The organism is Sphingorhabdus contaminans (assembly GCF_007280415.1).
Taxonomy (GTDB): Bacteria; Pseudomonadota; Alphaproteobacteria; order Sphingomonadales; family Sphingomonadaceae; genus Sphingorhabdus_B; species Sphingorhabdus_B contaminans.
Window position 1 is genome coordinate 572,538 of record NZ_VKKU01000002.1, and the last position, 18,293, is coordinate 590,830.

Genomic DNA, 18,293 nt, shown 5'->3' on the forward strand with positions numbered 1-18,293 from the left:
TCATTTGGCGGTGATGAGTATTCCCGACCGTATTGAGTTTGTCGAAGTCGGGCCACGCGATGGCCTGCAAAATGAGAAGCTGCTTGTGTCCACGCAACACAAGCTGGCGCTGATAAACCGTGCCATTGACGCAGGCGCGCGGCGGATTGAAGTGACGAGTTTCGTCAATCCCACCCGCGTCCCGCAAATGGCCGATGCCGAGTCGGTCTGCGCGGGGCTGCCGGTGCGGGACGACACGACCTTCATCGGCCTTGTCATGAATTTACGCGGTGCGGAACGCGCGCTTGCCACCGGCCGGATTGACCAGTTGGGCGCCGTTTCGGTGGCGACCGACCGCTTCGCCATGGCCAATCAGGGACAGACCAGCGACGAATCGGTCGCGGCCGCCAAGGCCATTATCGCGCTCGCAAATGCCGAAGGCCGCACGGCCCAATGCACGATCGCCGCATCGTTCGGCTGTCCGTTCGAAGGTGAAGTCGCGCAGGACCGTGTCGTGGAAATGGCGGCCTCGCTGGCCGAGGCGGGTCCTGTGGAAATTGCCCTTGCCGATACGATCGGTGTCGGCAACCCAGCGCATGTCGCGCAACTGGTGGCACGGGTGAGCGCGGCAATTGCGCCCCTTCCGGTGCGTGTCCATTTCCACAACACGCGCAACACCGGCCTTGCCAATGTCTGGGCCGCCGTGACCGCAGGCGCCAGTATTGTAGACGCCTCTGTCGGCGGTCTCGGCGGCTGCCCCTTTGCGCCCGGTGCCGCCGGAAATGTTCCAAGCGAAGATGTTGTCTATATGCTGGAACGTGCAGGCGTTGACACCGGAATGGATCTGGACCGCCTGATCGGGACCAGCCGCTGGCTTTCGGAAATTATGCAAAGAAAACTGCCCGGCATGGTGGCGCAATCGCCCGCCTTCCCCGCGGCGGCATAAGGGAGAAAAACATGGGTTATCGTTTGGGAGTTGACGTAGGCGGGACATTTACGGACCTGTTGCTGTTCAATTCCGACACTGGAGCTTTCTGGCGCCACAAGACACCTTCGACCCCGCACGACAGCAGCGAAGGTATTTTAAATGGTGTGACCGCAATTTGCGGACAGGCAGGTGTCGCAACCGCCGAGATCGACTATTTCCTACACGGAACGACGGTCGCCACCAATGCGGTCCTGGAAGGTAAAGGCGCACGCGTCGGCCTGATCGTGACCGAAGGCTATCGCGACATCATGCAGATTGCCCGGTCCTACGTCCCCGGCGGGCTCGCCGCCTGGATCATCTGGCCCAAGCCGACACCGCTGGCCGCGCTCGAAGATACGGTGACGGTGGGCGGACGCATGAATGCGCAAGGCCAGGAAGTACGCCCCCTGGACGAGGCGGGCGCCCGCGCCGCGCTGACCCAGCTAAAGGATAAGGGCGTCGAGGCGATCACCGTCAGCTTTATGAATGCCTATACAAATGGCGCGCACGAGGCACGTGTCGGCGAACTGGCGCGGGAGATTTTCCCCGACGCGCCGATTTCTCTCAGCCATGAAGTGCTGCCCGAAATGCAGGAATATGAGCGCACCTTGACCACCGTCGCCAATGCCGCGGTCCGACCGGTGGTCAGCAAATATGTATCGAACCTGCGCGACAAGCTCGCCGTCTCGGGCTTTTCGGGCAAATTGTCCCTGCTGCGTTCCGACGGCGGCCTGATGTCGGCGCAGAAGGCCGAAGAGCACCCGGTGAACATCCTGATGTCCGGTCCTGCGGGCGGTGTTACCGGCGCGCTCTGGGTCGGGAAAAATGCAGGCATCAAGAATATCCTGACGCTGGACGTCGGGGGCACATCAACCGATGTGGCGCTGATCGAAAATCTGGAGCCTCGCCGGGTACGCACTACCGAAGTCGGCCATCTAGCCGTGCGCGCATCTTCGCTGGATGTAAAAACCGTTGGAGCCGGCGGCGGTTCGATTGCCTATGTCCCCGAACTGACCGGTGCATTGCGCGTCGGTCCCCAATCGGCCGGTGCCGTGCCGGGACCTGTGGCCTATGGCAAAGGCGGTGAAGCACCGACCGTGACCGACGCCAATGTCGTGCTCGGCTATCTTCCGGAAAATCTGTTGGGCGGCAGTTTCCAACTGGACCGCGAAGGCGCGAAAAAAGCCGTGCAGACCATTGCCGATGCGCTGGGCATCGACCTGATGGCGGCGGCCCGCGGTATCATCGATATCGTGAACGAAAATATGTTCGGTGCGCTGCGGATGATTTCGGTGCAGCAGGGCTATGACCCGCGCCATTTTGCACTGATGGGCTTTGGCGGCGCAGGTCCCCTGCACGTCAATGCCGTGGCCCGGTTGATGGGCAGTTGGCCCGCCATATCGCCGGTTTCGCCCGGCGTGCTCTGTGCATTGGGTGATGCCACCACACGGATGCGGACCGAGACGGCACGTTCCTTCTCGCGCCTTGCCACCACAACCGATGCGGCGGAGCTGATCGCCATTTTGAAGGAAATGTCCGACCAGACACGGGCCGAACTGCGGTCCGACGGCATATCCGAGGCGGATATCACGAGCGAGTTTGAAATCGACGTGCGCTATGCAGGGCAGGCCTTTGAAGTGCCCCTGACGATCACGCCCGAAATTCTGGAACGTGACGGCATCGACGGCATCCTGCGCCGGTTTGACGAAGAACATCTGCGGCTGTTCACCTTCAACATGGATACCCCGCACGAGATTGTGAACCTGCGCGCGGTCGCCCTTGGCCAGGCGCTTGATCTGCCCGCGGCGGAACTGCCCAAGGGCGATGGCAATCCGGCCGCAGCAAAGATGCGCGACCATGTCCTGTGGATGGACGGAAAGGAACAGGCGGCCATCATCTACGATCGGGCGAAGCTGAGACAGGGGGATATCATCCCGGGACCGGCCATCGTTATCGAGATGGATTCCACCACATTAATCGAAACCGGCTGCGTCGCGACTGTCGACAAGGTTGGCAACATCCTGATCAATCTGGCTTGAGGAGAAACAGCCCATGCCCGCCACCATCATTCAGACCAATCACACGCCTTTTGAAAAAAAGGCGATCGATCCCGTCACACTCGACATCATCGAAAACGCCCTGCGCAACGCCCGGATCGAAATGGACGCGACGCTGGTCCGTACTGCCATGTCGCCCGGCATCCGGGAACAGGGCGATGCATTCCCGCTGATCGCGGACCACACAGGCAAGATGATCGTCGGCCAGTTCGGCAGCTTCATCGGCGGCTTCCTCGACAACTGGGAAGGCACGCTGGAGGATGGGGACATGATTTTCCTGTCCGACCCCTATTCCTGCGCCGGCGCCGTCAGCCACAGCAACGACTGGCTGGTCCTGTTGCCGGTGTTCAAGGACGGACGGCTGATCGCCTATACCTCCATGTTCGGGCACCAGTCCGACATCGGCGGCAAGGTTGTGGGTTCGATGCCCATCAACGCGCGTTCGATTTTCGAAGAAGGCGTCCGTATTCCGCCCGTGAAAATCTGGAAAAAGGGGGAATATAACGAGGATCTGATGCGGCTTGTCATGCACCAGACGCGCAAGCCCGACTGGTGTCAGGCGGACCTCAACGCCCTTATCGCGTCGTGCCGCGTTGCTGCGCGCCGGGTGATCGAGATGGCGGCGCGTTTCGGCGACGATGTTTATATTTCGGCAACGCAGGAACTTCTGGCCCGCAACCACCGTGCGATGAAATCCCTGATCGCCATGGCCATTGGCGAAGAACCCGTCAGCTTTGAAGATTATATCTGCGACGATGGCATGGGGTCGGGCCCCTATAAGATCAAATGCACCATGTGGCGCGAAGGCGAAAAGGTCGTCCTCGATTTTTCAGGAACGGACCCGCAAAGCCAGGCGTCGATCAACTTCTATCTCAATGAAAATATGTTCAAGATGTTCTTCGGCATCTACATGATCATGGTCTTCGATCCGCAGATCCTGTTCAACGACGGATTCTACGACTTGATTGATGTGCGGATCCCCGAAGGATCGCTGCTGAAGCCCAAATTCCCGGCGGCGCTATCGGGACGCACCCACGCGCTGGGCCGCATCTTTGATATTTTGGGTGGCCTGTTGGGGCAGAAGACGCCCGAATTTCTCAACGCCGCCGGCTTTTCATCGTCACCGCACCTCTTCTATTCGGGCAACGACAAGAAAGGTGACTGGTTCCAGCTTTTCCAGATCGGCTTTGGCGGAATTCCCGGTCGGCCGATGGGCGACGGGCCCGACGGCCATTCGCTGTGGCCGGGCTTTACCAATGTGCCGAACGAGTTTCTCGAGCGTTACTTCCCGCTGTTGATCGAGCGTTATGAAACCGAACCCGATAGTGGTGGCGCAGGGTTGCACCGGGGCGGCAACGGCATTCACATGACCTACCGCTTCCTTGCCAGCGGCACCATTTCGATCCACGACGACCGCTGGTTCGTACCGCCTTGGGGCGTGAATGGCGGGGAACCCGGCAAACGCGCGCGCAAGGTCCTGGAAAAGGCCGATGGCACTGCCCAGATTATCGGCAACAAGGTCGAGGATGTCCATGTCGAGGAAGGCGACCAGCTTCACTTCATCACCTGGGGTGGCGGTGGCTGGGGCGATCCGCTGGAACGCGACCCTGCTCTGGTTGGCAAGGAAATCATCCAGGGACTGGTAACCGTCGATGGTGCCAGGGCCTATGGCGTGGTTGCCGCATCCAACGGGGATATCGATCAGGCCGCGACCGAAGCCCTGCGCACAAAAATGCGGGCGGAGCGTCCGGCCCTTGAACTGTTCAACTATGGCCCCGGTGTCGAACAACTTCGCGCTTCCTGCTTTGCCGAGACCGGCCTGCCAGCGCCCGTTCAGCCCCAATGGGCACTATTGGAGGCAGCGGAGTAACGTGGAAAACACCGGTGCACTAAAGGATATCCGCGTCATTGAGCTCGGCCAGTTGATTGCCGGGCCCTTTTGCGGACAGTTGCTGGGCGATATGGGCGCAGAGGTCATCAAGGTCGAACCGCCCGGCCAGGGCGACCCGATGCGTAATTGGGGTCGCGGCGACGACAAGCTGTGGTGGGAAGTGGTTGCCCGCAACAAAAAGGCCGTGTCGGCCAATCTGCGTATTGCGCAGGGCCAGGAACTGGTCCGCAAACTGATCGCCACAGCCGATATCCTGATCGAGAATTTCAAGCCCGGCACCATCGAAAAATGGGGCTTGGGTCCGGATGTGTTGCAGGCGATCAACCCGAGGCTGATCATCGTGCGCGTGTCGGGCTATGGCCAGACCGGTCCCTATTCCTCGCGCGCGGGTTTTGGCGGCATAGGCGAAGCCATGGGCGGGTGGCGCTATATTGTCGGCGATCCCGACCGCGCCCCCAGCCGCATGGGGGTTTCGATCGGCGACACGCTGGCGGCGACCTATGGCTGCATGGGCGCGCTGGCGGCGCTGCATGCCCGCGAAACCACAGGCAAGGGCCAGATTGTCGACAGCTCGCTGTATGAATCCGTGCTGCAGGTCATGGAAAGTGTTGTCCCGGAATATCACTGGTCGGGCTATATCCGGGAACGGTCCGGATCGTTCCTGCCCGGCATCGCACCGTCCAACGTGTACCAGTGCAAGGATGGCGAATATCTGATCGGTGCCAACCAGGACGCGGTATGGGCGCGGCTTGCCGCCGCCATGGGGCAACCCGAACTGGCCAAGGACCCCCGTTATGTCGACCATGTATCGCGCGGGCGAAACCAGATCGAGCTGGACGCGCGGATCAACGAATGGACCAGGACGTTGACGGTCGACGAACTGGAAGACTTGATGATCGAATATTCGATTCCCGCCGGAAAAATGTATCGCGCGCCCGAAATGCTCGCCGATCCGCATTTTGCCGCGCGCGATTCCATCATCGATGTGGAAACCGAACGCTGGGGCAAGCTGAAGATGCAGAATGCCTTCCCCAAATTGTCGGACACGCCCAGCCGCGTCCGCACGCCCGCACCGTCCGAGGTCGGGCAGCATAATGCGGAAATTTATGGTGGCCTTCTGGGGATGGACGAAAGCGAGATTGCCGCGTTGAAGGCTGCGGATGCCATTTGATGGATGATGTGAAGGCCAATTATGCCGGGGCGTTTGACGGGCATCTGGCCTTTGGCAAGCGGCCCGCCCTGCTGATTGTCGATGTGGTGATGGCCTATCTGGAGCCTGCATCATCGCTCTATGCCGGCGTTGAAAGCGCGTTGGCGAGCAATGAGCGTCTGGTTGCCGGGGCGCGCGAAAGGAACATCCCGGTCATCTTCACACATGTGGAGTATGAACCGGGCGGCGCGAATGGCGGGCTCTTTTACCGCAAGATCCCGGCGCTGCGCGCATTTGACGCAGGGTCACCCTTGGGGGCGTTTCCGCCGACCTTGCAACCGGCAGAGGGCGACATCGTCATCAGCAAGCAATATGCCTCGGCCTTTTTCGGGACCGGTCTGGATCGCATATTGCAGGACAGGGCGATCGATACGCTTCTGATAACCGGATTTTCGACATCGGGTTGTGTCCGGGCGACGGCGCTGGACGCGTTGCAATATGGCTTTGCCCCCTTTGTCGTGCGTGACGCATGCGGAGACCGGCATCCCGCACCCCATGAAGCGAACCTGTTCGACCTGCAGGCCAAATATGCCGAGGTGGTGAGCGAGGCGGAGGCGGTTGCGCTGATGCAAAGCGTCGCTCAGCCGATTTAGGTTTTTGGGCCCATTTAGGTTTTTTGGATGCGGATCGGCTGAAAAAGGGAGGAATGATGGCCATGAAGAGCCGTCATTCCCCCATATAAGGCGATACCAATGGTCGGGAAGGATGCGTACCACCCGACAAAATCCAGCCATCCGCAAAATTTGGATGACGGGTTTCCGGCGTCGGTCAGCGAAAGAGGGAGGCCCTTTCGAAAGGCCGACGCCAGAACTCGGAAATTTGCATCCGGCGCACTTCCAAACTTGCTGACATGGTAGTGCGACCGATATGCAATTAAGCTTTATTCTCCTGCATCCGCCCCGGGTGTTTCACCGCAGAGCATCCGCCATAAATAAACCTGCTGCATCATGCGTTGCTGACCAGACGAAGCGCGGGGCGTGATTTGCGAAGCCGCCACTGGTGCAGCCCGGCGGGCCGCCCGACATGATGGCCCTGATAAAAATCGACCATGGTCTTGGGAAAACGGAGAATATCCGCCTGGCTTTCCAGACCTTCCACCACGAGCGCGGCGCCATAGGTCCGCGCCAAAGCCGCCTTTTCCAGAAGCTCGGCGGTGACCGCCTGTCCGCTTTTAATCCGCAGCTTGACCAGCGCGGGATAAAGCACGGAGAGATAGAGCGCGGTCGAGTTCCCTTCGCCAAAGTCATCAACCACCATCTGCATCCCCAGGCCTTCAAGGGCGCTCGCAAATTCGGCGGCATATAGCATATTGGAAATGGCGTGCGTTTCCGTCACCTCGACATAGAGACGGGGGCATATTTCCGCCGCTTCTTTCAGGCGCGCGACGATTTCCGCACAGGCATCTTTCTTGCTGAGCGTCGCGCCGGAAATGTTCACACCGATATTGATGTCCCGATTTTCCAGCAGCGCCACAATCGCAACGTCGAAACTATGTATGTCGAGCGCGATGATGTCGCCCGTCACTTCAAGCCATTCGATAATGGTCTGCGTCCGCCGCTGGTCATCATCGGCACCGGCGAAGCGGGCCAGTTGCTCGAAATAGAGGGTTTCCTGCGTGGCAGCGCAGATTACCGGCTGATAGACATAGCTGACAGCGTTAATGCCATCCGCGCTGGTAATCGGGAAATGTTTCTCGCCATCTGTTTTGGTCTGATATGCCATTCTGGCCAATTCCTTTACCGGTCCAACACAACGAAAATCGATTAACTCAACGTCCCTGCCTCTGGCCGCAGCCCCGATCGGAGGGGGCCACCGCCCTCATGTGAGGGGGAAGACTAACAAGCTAAAGCCTCCCCCCTCGTGTGGTGACGATGGATTTAATGGCGCTCACTCAGTTGCGACCCGAGCTTGAGCTTGCGCCCCATCGTCGATGCCGACAGCTGGAGACCCGATGAGGGACCTGCCGACATATCCGGATGAACTTTTGCCAGATCAAACGAGCGATCGTGGCAGAGCCCATATTCAATCCTGCTATCTATCTGTATTCATGTTATTAAATACAAAATGACAGCCTGCATATATTGTTGCCGCCAGACCCATATATTCGTTCCGGCAGCGTCTTCACTAGTTATAGATAGCAATACTATGTATGTCAATATGCTTTTCCAGCGCGATCCCAGAGACGATATCTTGTTGAAACTAGGCAACTAAGTGAATCACCGGCCACGGGCAGTGCGTGCGCCACCCTTTGCGATTGCCCGCCCGATGCACGCTACGCGCGTCGACAATGTTGATTCGACACCCCACCCGCCACAACTACCCGTCCTGAAGCGTTTATCGGCCTTGAAAGCCGTCCGGCGGTCGTGCAAAGCGCAGGCAACATATCGCGATGCGTGACGGAGTATTTATGCAAGGCAAATTAGTTACCATTTTCGGCGGCAGCGGCTTTCTGGGCCGCTATGTCGCGCAGGAATTGCTGGCCAAAGGCGTGCGCATCCGGGTGGCCTGCCGCAACCCGTCGACCGCCATCTACATCAAACCGCTCGGCAATCTGGGTCAGGTCCAGCTGGTGGCCGCCGATGTCCGCAAGCCGGGCAGCGTCAAACGTGCCGTTGCCGATGCCGACGCAGTGATCAATCTGGTCGGCAGCTTTGCCGATATGGATGCCATCCAGAATCTGGGTGCGGGCAACATCGCGCAAGCGGCGGCCGAACAGGGCGTAAGCGCATTGGTGCATATTTCGGCCATTGGCGCCGATCCCGAAAGCGCTGCGGAATATGGAAAGAGCAAGGCCGCCGGTGAAGCCGCGGTGCGCGCGCATTTCCCGAATGCCACCATCCTGCGCCCCTCAATCGTGTTCGGACGCGAAGACCAGTTCATAAACCGTTTCGCAGGGCTGATCCGCATGCTGCCTGTCGTCCCCGTCATTGGCGGATCCACGCGGTTCCAGCCAGTTTTCGTGGGCGATGTTGCCAAGGCCGTCGCTGCCGCGCTGACCGGCCCGGGCGGCGAAACCCTTGAGCTGGGCGGTCCGGAAATCCTGTCGATGCTGGACCTCAACCGCTGGATCGCCAAGGCCATTGGCCGGGATCCGCTTTTCATCGAAGTCCCCGACGCCGCCGCGCAATTGCTGGCACAGACGACCGGCTGGCTGCCCGGTGCACCCATTACGATGGACCAGTTCCGCATGCTCGGAAACGATAATGTCGTCACCGGCACAGACGGGCTTGCCGCCTATGGCATTGTTCCAACGCCGCTGGATGTGGTCGCGCATGACTGGCTCAGCCTCTACCGCAAGCATGGGCGGTTCGGCACAACATCTGAACGTGCATCCTCGGCGGATGCCCGGGCATGACAGATTGGCTGGTTGCAATCATCCTCGGCATTGTCGAGGGTCTGACCGAATTTCTCCCCGTATCTTCCACCGGCCATCTCATATTGGCGACCGAGCTGCTGGGTTATGATGCGGGGCGCTGGGCGATATTCAACATCGCGATCCAGCCCGGGGCAATCCTGGCCGTGGTGGTCCTGTATTGGCGGACATTTGTCGAAGTCTTCAAAGGGCTGTTCACGCTGGAATCGGGCGCGGTTGCCTTTGTCCGCAATCTGCTGCTCGCCTTTTTCCCGGCCGTCCTTTTGGGCCTTGCCTTTGGCGATATCATCGAGGTGATGCTGGAAAATGCGGTGATTGTGGCATGGGCCCTGATCATTGGCGGCTTTGCCATATTGGTCGTCGAAAAATATGCCAAGCCTGTGGAAAGCGGCGGCGTGGCGGCATTGTCGGTCAAGCAATCCGCGATGATTGGTCTGGTGCAATGTCTGGCCATGATCCCCGGCGTCAGCCGTTCGGGCGCGACAATCCTGGGCGCGATGTCGCTGGGCATTGATCGCAAGACCGCCGCGGAATTCAGCTTTTTTCTGGCCATGCCGACACTGACCGGCGCGACAATCCTGCAATTGTTCAAACATCGGGATCAGGTCAGCATGGATGATATGGGCCTGATCGGCATCGGTTTCCTTGTGTCGTTCGTGGTGGCGTGGATCGTCATCAAGGCATTTCTCGCCGTCGTGACCCGTTACGGATTTGGGCCTTTTGCCTGGTACCGAATCATTGCCGGAACCGCCGCTTTGATCTGGCTGGCGCAAAGATAGGTCCGAAACGGAATTATTTTATTGTAATAAAATTACGGCGGCGTGAAACTAGCAAAAAGAAATGCCAATTTAAGTCAACAAAACTGACCTAATTTGACGGTTTCGACGTGACAGCGGCGGTGGAGCGGTCTATGCGCGACGCGATATAAAGGAGCGCGTCGTGGCCAAAGACCCTATGCTGAAATTCGTATCCAAGGCGCAGGCCTACCCCGAAAAGCGTGCGCCCGAGCTGCGTGCCGAGGATTTTGACGAAATTGCCAAGCGCTACGCACCCGAGGCTGCCGCCGATCAGGCATCGCGCTGCTCGCAATGCGGCGTGCCCTATTGTTCGGTCCACTGCCCGTTGCACAACCATATTCCTGACTGGCTGCGACTGACCGCCGAAGGCCGTTTGCGCGAGGCCTATGAACTTTCGAACCTGACCAGCACCATGCCCGAAATCTGCGGCCGCATCTGTCCGCAGGACCGGTTGTGCGAAGGCAATTGCGTCATCGAATTTTCGGGGCACGATGCCGTCACCATCGGCTCGGTCGAAAAATATATCACCGACACCGCCTGGGAACAGGGTTGGGTGGAACCCATCGAAGTCGGCCCCGCGCGGGGACAATCGGTCGGTATCATCGGTGGCGGGCCCGGCGGACTGACGACCGCAGAATATCTGCGGGTCGCAGGATATGATGTCCATGTTTATGACCGTTATGACCGCATGGGCGGATTGCTGACCTACGGCATTCCCGGATTCAAGCTGGAAAAGGATGTCGTGATGCGCCGCATCAAGCGGCTGGAAGACAGCGGCATCATCTTCCACTGCAATTTCGAGGTTGGCCGCGACGCTCCCCTCGACGATCTGCGCGCGAAACATGACGCGGTGCTGATTGCGACGGGCGTCTATAAGGCACGCGATATCAAGACGCCGGGCATCGGCCTTGCCGGCATTGTGCCTGCCCTCGATTATCTGACCGCATCCAACCGCAAGGGCTTTGGCGATACGGTCGAGGCTTTCGAAAGCGGCGCGCTCAATGCCAAGGACAAGGATGTTGTTGTCATCGGCGGCGGCGACACCGCGATGGATTGCGTCCGCACCGCCATCCGGCAGGGTGCGAAGTCGGTCAAATGCCTCTACCGCCGGGATCGTGAAAATATGCCGGGTTCGCAGCGCGAGGTGGCGAACGCCGAAGAGGAGGGCGTCGAATTTGTATGGTTGTCAGGACCCAAGGGCTTTGACGGCACCGACAAGGTCGAGCGGGTCCATGTTTCCAAGATGCGTCTTGGCGCACCCGATGCATCGGGTCGCCGCGCGCCCGAACATGATCCCGCCGGCGACTTCACCGTCAATGCCGATCTGGTCATCACCGCGCTCGGCTTTGAAGCCGAAGACCTGCCCGTTCTGTTCGGTGCACCCGATTTGAACGTTACCCGCTGGGGCACCATTCGCGTCGACCACATGACGCAGATGACCAATCTGGACGGTGTTTTCGCCATTGGCGACATTGTGCGCGGCGCAAGCCTTGTCGTGTGGGCCATCCGCGACGGACGCGACGTCACGCAGCATATCCACAACTGGTTGCAGGCTAAGGCAAAAGCGGCAAAAGTCGCGGCCTGACCATTGGGGAGACACAAGATGCTGAAACCGATTATCGCCGCGTTACTGATGACCACCGCCGTTCCGGCGCTGGCGGTACCCGAACAACCCGGCATGAGCGACGTCACGAAGGACCCGGTCGATGCGGCAGGGGAAAAGGCGCTGGGCGATGTCATGTCCATCTTTTCAAAGATGTTCGACACCAGCGACCAGCCCGAGCCGGAGCCGGCACGCCTTGCACTGGCGCAGGTGACGGCGGCAAAGCTGTTACCGGACGGGGCCTATAGCAAGATCATGGACAGCATGCTGGGCAAGATGCTGACCCCGCTATTCGAAATGATGCCCGGATTGACCGATGCACAGATTGCACAGGCAACCGGCGCGCCTGAAGACACGGTCGCGACGCTGTCCGAAGACAAGAAAGCCGCCGTCACCGCGATTATCGACCCGTACCATAAGGAACGTGGCAAGCAGATGGTCGATGTCATGAAACCCCTGATGGCCGAGGCGATGGCCATCATCGAGCCTGCGATGCGCACCGGTCTTTCACGGGCCTATGCGCGCAAGTTTACAGCGGCGCAACTGACCACGATCAACGGCTTTTTCACGACCCCGACCGGTGCGGCCTTTGCGCAGGAAAGCTTCGCCCTTCAGGCCGACCCGGAAGTGATGCAGGCAACGTTCAAGGCCTTTCCCGCCATCATGGGCAGCATCTTTAGCGACCAGGCCAATTTGAAAGCGAAGTTTGATGCTCTGCCCAAACAGCGCACGTTGAAAGACCTGTCCGAAACCGAATTGAAGCAGCTGGCAGGGCTGCTGGGCGTCGAAATCAAGTCCCTGGCTGACCATCGCGACGGCTCGGCAACGGCCAGCACCAGTACGCCCGAAACAGGCGAGGAACCCTGGTATGCCGAAGAAAACTGGCAGTCCGCCGCACGCAGCAAAGCAACCAAATTGTCCGATGCTTATGTGAAGGCCAATGAAAAATCGGAAGCCGCCTATGCCGCCTATGAGGACGCGCAGGTTGCTGCCATTGACGAGGCACGCCAGCGCTTCCTTGCCCAGGGGTGGAAGCCGGAGCCGGCACCCGAACCCATGGCCGCCGAAGACATCCCCGACAACGCCGTCCCGCCACCCGCCGCGCCTAAATAACGGACATCACGCATGACACATCATTTCCCCACCGCAGAACATGAACGCCTCGCACGCGAGGGCATGTATCATCCCGAATCCGAAGGCGATGCCTGCGGTGTCGGCCTGATCGCGGCGACCGATGGCAAGCCGTCGCGGCGCGTCGTTGCGGCGGGGATCGAGGCGCTGAAGGCGGTGTGGCATCGCGGTGCGGTGGATGCCGATGGAAAGACCGGCGACGGTGCAGGTCTGCATATCGACCTGCCCGTGCGCTTTTTCGACGATGCGATTTCGGACAGCGGCCACCGGCCCATGCCCAACCGTCTGGCCGTCGGCATGGTGTTCCTGCCGCGCACCGATCTGGGTGCGCAGGAAAATTGCCGGACTATTGTCGAGGCCGAGATTATCGATGCCGGTTACACCATCTATGGATGGCGGCAGGTGCCGGTCGATGTGTCGGTTATCGGCACCAAGGCGCAGGCGACGCGTCCGGAGATCGAGCAGATCATGATCGCCGGCCCGATGCCGGACGAAGTGGACGCGACCGAGTTCGAGAAAAACCTCTACCTCATCCGCCGCCGGATCGAGAAGAAGATCATCGCCGCGCAGATCCGTGATTTCTACATCTGCTCGCTGTCGTGCCGCTCGATTGTCTACAAGGGCCTGTTCCTGGCCGAAAGCCTGTCGGTCTTTTACCCCGATCTTCAGGACGACCGCTTTGAAAGCCGGGTCGCCATTTTCCACCAGCGCTATTCGACCAACACCTTTCCCCAATGGTGGCTCGCGCAGCCTTTCCGTGGCCTTGCGCATAATGGCGAGATCAACACCATTCGCGGCAACCAGAACTGGATGAAGAGCCACGAGATCAAAATGGCCTCCATCGCCTTTGGCGCGCAGTCGGATGATATCAAGCCGGTCATCCCCGCAGGGTCGTCGGACACCGCCGCCCTCGATGCCGTGTTCGAAACGCTTGTCCGTTCGGGCAAGGAAGCGCCGACGGCCAAGCTGATGCTGATCCCCGAAGCATGGCAGTCCAACCCCAATATCCCCGCGACCCACCGCGCCATGTATGAATATATGGCCTCGGTCATGGAGCCGTGGGATGGCCCCGCCGCGCTTGCCATGACCGACGGGCATTGGGCCGTTGCAGGCGTCGACCGCAATGCCTTGCGTCCCCTGCGCTACAGCCGGACGTCGGACAATCTGCTCGTCATCGGTTCGGAAACCGGGATGGTTGTGTTGCCGGAATCGACCATATTGGAAAAGGGCCGCTTAGGCCCCGGGCAGATGATTGCCGTCAATCTGGATGAGGGCAAGCTCTACCGCGACGGCGAATTGAAAGACCGTATTTCGGCGGAGCAGGATTATGGCGCGCTCGTCAAAGGGTTCCGCCGCATATCCGATTTGCCCGAAGCATCCGGCGACGCGCTGCCCGCATGGAGCCGCGCCGAACTGACCAAGCGCCAGATCGCCGCCGGAATGACGCTTGAGGATGTGGAAATGATCCTCGCGCCAATGGTCGAGGATGGCAAGGAAGCGATCGGGTCGATGGGCGACGACACCCCCCTCGCCGTGATCAGCGACAAGCCGCGCCTGATCAGCCAGTTCTTCCGACAGAATTTCAGCCAGGTCACAAACCCGCCGATCGATTCCCTGCGCGAACGGCATGTGATGAGCCTGAAAACACGCTTTTCAAACCTTGCCAACATCCTGGATGAAAAGAGCCAGAATGCCGACGTTCTGGTGCTGGAAAGCCCCGTTCTGACCGCGAGCGAATGGCACCGGTTGAAGGCCGCCTTTGGCCCCGTCGCCGCCGAGATCGACTGCACCTATGACATCGCGGCCGGACAGGAAGGCTTGCGCGCGGCCATTTCCCGCATCCGTGAAGAGGCCGTCGAAGCGGTCCGCATGGGCAAGTCGGAACTGTTCCTGACCGACGAAAATATCGGCCCGGACCGTGTCGCCATCGCGATGATCCTGGCGGCAGCGGCGGTCCACACGCATCTCGTCCGCAACGGCTTGCGCAGCTATTCGTCGATCAACGTCCGGTCCGCCGAATGTCTCGACACGCATTATTTCGCCGTGCTCGTTGGCGTCGGCGCGACAACGGTCAACGCCTATCTCGCAGAAGCCGCCATTGCCGACCGCCACGCCCGCGGTCTTTTGGGGGACATGAGCTTTGAAACAGCCGTCGGCAATTACCGCACGGCGGTCAATGAGGGCTTGCTGAAGATCATGTCCAAAATGGGCATCGCCGTCATCTCCAGCTACCGCGGCGGCTATAATTTCGAGGCCGTCGGCCTCAGCCGCGCGCTGGTCAACGATTTCTTCCCCGGCATGCCGAACAAGATTTCGGGCGAAGGTTACCACTCGCTCTACGTCAACGCGCGCGACCGGCATTCCGAGGCCTTTGACAGCGCGGTTGCGCGGCTTCCGGTTGGCGGTTTCTACAAGCAGCGCAATGGCGGCGAAGCCCATGCCTATTCGGCGGGCCTGATGCATCTGCTGCAAAGCGCCGTCGCCAACGACAGCTATTCGACCTACACGCAATTTGCGCAGGGCGTGAAGGAATTGCCGCCCATCTATCTGCGCGACCTGCTGGAGTTCAACTTCGCCAAGGAGCCCGTGCCGATTGACGAGGTTGAGGCGATCACCGAAATCCGCAAGCGTTTCGTAACCCCGGGCATGTCGCTGGGCGCACTGTCGCCCGAGGCGCATGAAACGCTGGCCATTGCCATGAACCGGATCGGGGCGAAGGCCGTGTCGGGTGAAGGCGGCGAAGACAGCAAACGCTTCAAGCCTTACGAAAATGGCGACAATGCCAACAGCGTCATCAAACAGATCGCCTCGGGCCGCTTTGGCGTGACGGCGGAATATCTGGGCGCGTGCGAGGAAATCGAAATCAAGGTCGCCCAGGGTGCAAAGCCTGGCGAAGGCGGGCAGTTGCCCGGTTTCAAGGTGACCGAGATGATCGCACGGCTGCGGCACTCGACCCCTGGCGTCATGCTGATCTCGCCCCCGCCGCATCACGATATCTATTCGATCGAGGATCTGGCCCAGCTGATCTACGACCTGAAGCAGATCAACCCGCGCGCACGCGTCTGCGTCAAGCTGGTGAGCGCCGCCGGGATCGGCACGATTGCTGCGGGCGTTGCCAAAGCGCATGCCGATGTCATTCTGGTTTCCGGCAATGTCGGCGGCACCGGCGCATCGCCCCAGACCAGCATCAAATATGCCGGCACGCCATGGGAAATGGGCCTGTCCGAAGCCAATCAGGTGCTGACCCTCAACGGGCTGCGGCACCGGATCAAGCTGCGCACCGATGGCGGCCTCAAGACCGGCCGCGACATTGTGATCGCCGCCATTTTGGGCGCTGAGGAATTCGGCATCGGAACGCTCAGCCTTGTCGCCATGGGCTGCATCATGGTGCGCCAGTGCCATTCGAACACCTGCCCCGTAGGGGTGTGCGTACAGGATGAGGAACTGCGCAAGAAATTCACAGGCACACCCGAAAAGGTCATCAACCTCATGACCTTCATCGCCGAAGAAGTCCGCGAGATTCTTGCCAAGCTCGGCTTCCGCAGCCTTGACGAAGTGATCGGCCGCACCGAATTGCTGCGGCAGGTCAGCCGCGGTGCAGAACATCTCGACGATCTCGACCTCAACCCGATCCTGGCGAAGGTCGATGCGCCGGACAGCGCGCGTCGTTTCTCCATCCCGACCTTCCGCAATGAAGTACCGGACAGCCTTGATGCCCAGATGATCCGGGATGCGAAGCCCGTATTTGAACGGCGCGAGAAGATGCAACTGACCTATAATGTCCGCAACACGCATCGCGCCGTCGGCACCCGTTTCTCGTCCGAGATTACGCGCCTTTATGGCATGAAGGATCTGGCCGAAGACCATGTCCATGTCCGCCTGCGCGGGTCGGCCGGCCAGTCGCTCGGCGCATTCCTTTGCCAGGGCATCACGCTGGAAGTTTTCGGCGATGCCAATGACTATGTCGGCAAGGGCCTTTCGGGCGGGACGATCATCGTCCGTCCGACCGTGAGCAGTCCGCTGGACAGCCAGCATAACAGCATCATCGGCAACACCGTTCTTTATGGGGCGACCTCGGGCAAATTATTTGCCGCAGGTCAGGCGGGCGAACGTTTTGCCGTTCGCAATTCCGGCGCGCAGGTCGTGGTCGAAGGCTGCGGTTCCAATGGTCTGGAATATATGACCGGCGGCATGGCGGTCATATTGGGCAAGGTCGGCAGCAATTTCGGGGCCGGGATGACCGGCGGCATGGCCTTTGTGCTCGACCCGGACGACAGCTTTGCATACAACGCCAATCCGGAAAGCATCGTGTGGCAGCGCCTCGACAGCGCATATTGGGAAGAGCAGCTCAAATCGCTGATCATGGCTCATGCACACAGCACGGACAGCGCATGGTCGCGGTCGATCATCGATGACTGGGATCGCCGCCGCGGGGAATTCTGGCAGATCTGCCCGAAGGAAATGCTGAGCCGTCTTGCCTATCCGCTATCCGACAAGGCTACGCTGGAAGCGGCGGAGTAACGCACCGCAGAATTTACAATCCTTTACCAAGATTGCTGCCGGATGAGCGTCTTGTTCAGCCTAGAATCAGACTGGACCCTTTAAAGGACCGCCAACGGCAGCTTCGCCGCCACGCCCTTTGCGGCGGTGAGTGAGGATGATGGTTATGCGTTCCAAATTGGGTGTCATCGGGATTGCTTTGCTGGGCGTGTCCGCGCCGGCAATGGCACAGGACATTGAATTTCGTCCGGGCACGGGCGTCAGTGCGCCGGATATTGCCCCTGAAGATGCCAATGGCGTCAACGAAATTGCGGAACGCATGGCCGATCCGCAGATGCAGGACAGGATTGCATCGGCTGTCGAAATCATGACCCGGACGGTCATGGACATGCCGGTGGGGCCGCTGGTGGAATCGATCGAAAAGGCACGTCCGGGCACGGTGAAACGGGATATCCCCCGCGACGCGACGCTTGCCGATATCGCGGATCGCGATGCCGAGGCCTTGCCCGAAAAGCTGGGTGAAGGCAGCCGTCAGATGCTGTCCATGGCGGGCAGTCTGGCGCAGGCGATGGCCGCGATGATGCCGGAATTTGAACGCATGGGCCGCGCGATGGAAGAAAGTTTCAAGGCCGCCAAAACACAAGCGCGCAACGCGCGGAACTGAACAGGATAAAAGACGAAACCGGTTGGGGGCATTTGACCGGTATAACCCTGCCAAGGGGTTCGTCACGTCCCTGCGGGTCGCTCATCTTCGGATGAAGACGGGGACGTGGGTCGGTGCAGGG

13 protein-coding genes are annotated in these 18,293 nt (G+C 60.0%); 12 read left to right on the top strand and 1 reads right to left on the bottom strand.

Features of this window, described 5'->3' with window-relative positions; translation table 11 throughout:
* Nucleotides 1–13: 13 nt before the first annotated feature.
* From FOM92_RS11050 to FOM92_RS11070, 5 genes are read left to right on the top strand one after another with little or no spacing between them, the layout of a single operon-like run.
* A complete protein-coding gene (locus tag FOM92_RS11050; protein WP_143776926.1) occupies nucleotides 14–925 on the top strand; it encodes a hydroxymethylglutaryl-CoA lyase in 912 nt (303 codons plus the stop codon).
* 11 nt (nucleotides 926–936) lie between these two features.
* Nucleotides 937–2,985 carry a hydantoinase/oxoprolinase family protein gene (locus FOM92_RS11055; RefSeq protein ID WP_143776927.1) on the top strand — a complete coding sequence of 683 codons (2,049 nt, stop codon included), beginning with the start codon at nucleotides 937–939 and terminating at the stop codon, nucleotides 2,983–2,985.
* 13 nt (nucleotides 2,986–2,998) lie between these two features.
* Nucleotides 2,999–4,873 carry a hydantoinase B/oxoprolinase family protein gene (locus FOM92_RS11060; protein WP_143776928.1) on the top strand — a complete coding sequence of 625 codons (1,875 nt, stop codon included), beginning with the start codon at nucleotides 2,999–3,001 and terminating at the stop codon, nucleotides 4,871–4,873.
* Nucleotide 4,874: 1 nt separating this feature from the next.
* Nucleotides 4,875–6,065, top strand: coding sequence for a CaiB/BaiF CoA transferase family protein (locus tag FOM92_RS11065; RefSeq protein WP_246087265.1), 1,191 nt, complete (start codon nucleotides 4,875–4,877; stop codon nucleotides 6,063–6,065).
* Nucleotides 6,065–6,697 (top strand): isochorismatase family protein, encoded by a 633-nt coding sequence (locus tag FOM92_RS11070; RefSeq protein WP_143776930.1) that lies wholly within the window; start codon nucleotides 6,065–6,067, stop codon nucleotides 6,695–6,697. The genes FOM92_RS11065 and FOM92_RS11070 overlap by 1 nt, the downstream gene beginning before the upstream one ends.
* A 352-nt stretch (nucleotides 6,698–7,049) precedes the next feature.
* Here FOM92_RS11070 and FOM92_RS11075 read toward each other — a convergent pair whose 3' ends face one another.
* Nucleotides 7,050–7,826 (bottom strand): EAL domain-containing protein, encoded by a 777-nt coding sequence (locus tag FOM92_RS11075; RefSeq protein ID WP_143776931.1) that lies wholly within the window; start codon nucleotides 7,824–7,826, stop codon nucleotides 7,050–7,052.
* Nucleotides 7,827–8,315: 489 nt separating this feature from the next.
* Between FOM92_RS11075 and FOM92_RS11080 the strand changes: the two genes are divergently transcribed.
* From FOM92_RS11080 to FOM92_RS11110, 7 genes are all read left to right on the top strand, one after another.
* Entirely contained in the window at nucleotides 8,316–8,501 is a 186-nt protein-coding gene (locus tag FOM92_RS11080) for a hypothetical protein (protein WP_143776932.1), read from the top strand.
* 10 nt (nucleotides 8,502–8,511) lie between these two features.
* Nucleotides 8,512–9,459 (top strand): complex I NDUFA9 subunit family protein, encoded by a 948-nt coding sequence (locus tag FOM92_RS11085; protein ID WP_143776933.1) that lies wholly within the window; start codon nucleotides 8,512–8,514, stop codon nucleotides 9,457–9,459.
* A complete protein-coding gene (locus FOM92_RS11090) occupies nucleotides 9,456–10,256 on the top strand; it encodes an undecaprenyl-diphosphate phosphatase (RefSeq protein ID WP_143776934.1) in 801 nt (266 codons plus the stop codon). The genes FOM92_RS11085 and FOM92_RS11090 overlap by 4 nt, the downstream gene beginning before the upstream one ends.
* Before the next feature lie 160 nt (nucleotides 10,257–10,416).
* Nucleotides 10,417–11,859 (top strand): NAD(P)-dependent oxidoreductase, encoded by a 1,443-nt coding sequence (locus tag FOM92_RS11095; protein WP_143776935.1) that lies wholly within the window; start codon nucleotides 10,417–10,419, stop codon nucleotides 11,857–11,859.
* An 18-nt stretch (nucleotides 11,860–11,877) separates the two neighbouring features.
* Nucleotides 11,878–12,990: a DUF2059 domain-containing protein gene (locus FOM92_RS11100; protein ID WP_143776936.1), complete on the top strand. Its 1,113-nt coding sequence runs from the start codon at nucleotides 11,878–11,880 to the stop codon at nucleotides 12,988–12,990.
* 12 nt (nucleotides 12,991–13,002) lie between these two features.
* Entirely contained in the window at nucleotides 13,003–17,529 is a 4,527-nt protein-coding gene (gltB, locus tag FOM92_RS11105; RefSeq protein WP_143776937.1) for a glutamate synthase large subunit, read from the top strand.
* A gap of 145 nt (nucleotides 17,530–17,674) precedes the next feature.
* Nucleotides 17,675–18,172 carry a hypothetical protein gene (locus FOM92_RS11110; RefSeq protein WP_143776938.1) on the top strand — a complete coding sequence of 166 codons (498 nt, stop codon included), beginning with the start codon at nucleotides 17,675–17,677 and terminating at the stop codon, nucleotides 18,170–18,172.
* The last annotated feature ends 121 nt before the right edge of the window (nucleotides 18,173–18,293 follow it).

Excerpts from the sequence above, each read along its gene's own strand:
- FOM92_RS11050 (WP_143776926.1), top strand. The coding sequence starts at position 14 with ATGAGTATTCCCGACCGTATTGAGTTTGTCGAAGTCGGGCCACGCGAT.
- FOM92_RS11055 (WP_143776927.1), top strand. The coding sequence starts at position 937 with ATGGGTTATCGTTTGGGAGTTGACGTAGGCGGGACATTTACGGACCTG.
- FOM92_RS11060 (WP_143776928.1), top strand. The coding sequence starts at position 2,999 with ATGCCCGCCACCATCATTCAGACCAATCACACGCCTTTTGAAAAAAAG.
- FOM92_RS11070 (WP_143776930.1), top strand. The coding sequence starts at position 6,065 with ATGGATGATGTGAAGGCCAATTATGCCGGGGCGTTTGACGGGCATCTG.
- FOM92_RS11075 (WP_143776931.1), bottom strand. The coding sequence starts at position 7,826 with ATGGCATATCAGACCAAAACAGATGGCGAGAAACATTTCCCGATTACC.
- FOM92_RS11085 (WP_143776933.1), top strand. The coding sequence starts at position 8,512 with ATGCAAGGCAAATTAGTTACCATTTTCGGCGGCAGCGGCTTTCTGGGC.
- FOM92_RS11090 (WP_143776934.1), top strand. The coding sequence starts at position 9,456 with ATGACAGATTGGCTGGTTGCAATCATCCTCGGCATTGTCGAGGGTCTG.
- FOM92_RS11100 (WP_143776936.1), top strand. The coding sequence starts at position 11,878 with ATGCTGAAACCGATTATCGCCGCGTTACTGATGACCACCGCCGTTCCG.
- gltB (WP_143776937.1), top strand. The coding sequence starts at position 13,003 with ATGACACATCATTTCCCCACCGCAGAACATGAACGCCTCGCACGCGAG.
- FOM92_RS11110 (WP_143776938.1), top strand. The coding sequence starts at position 17,675 with ATGCGTTCCAAATTGGGTGTCATCGGGATTGCTTTGCTGGGCGTGTCC.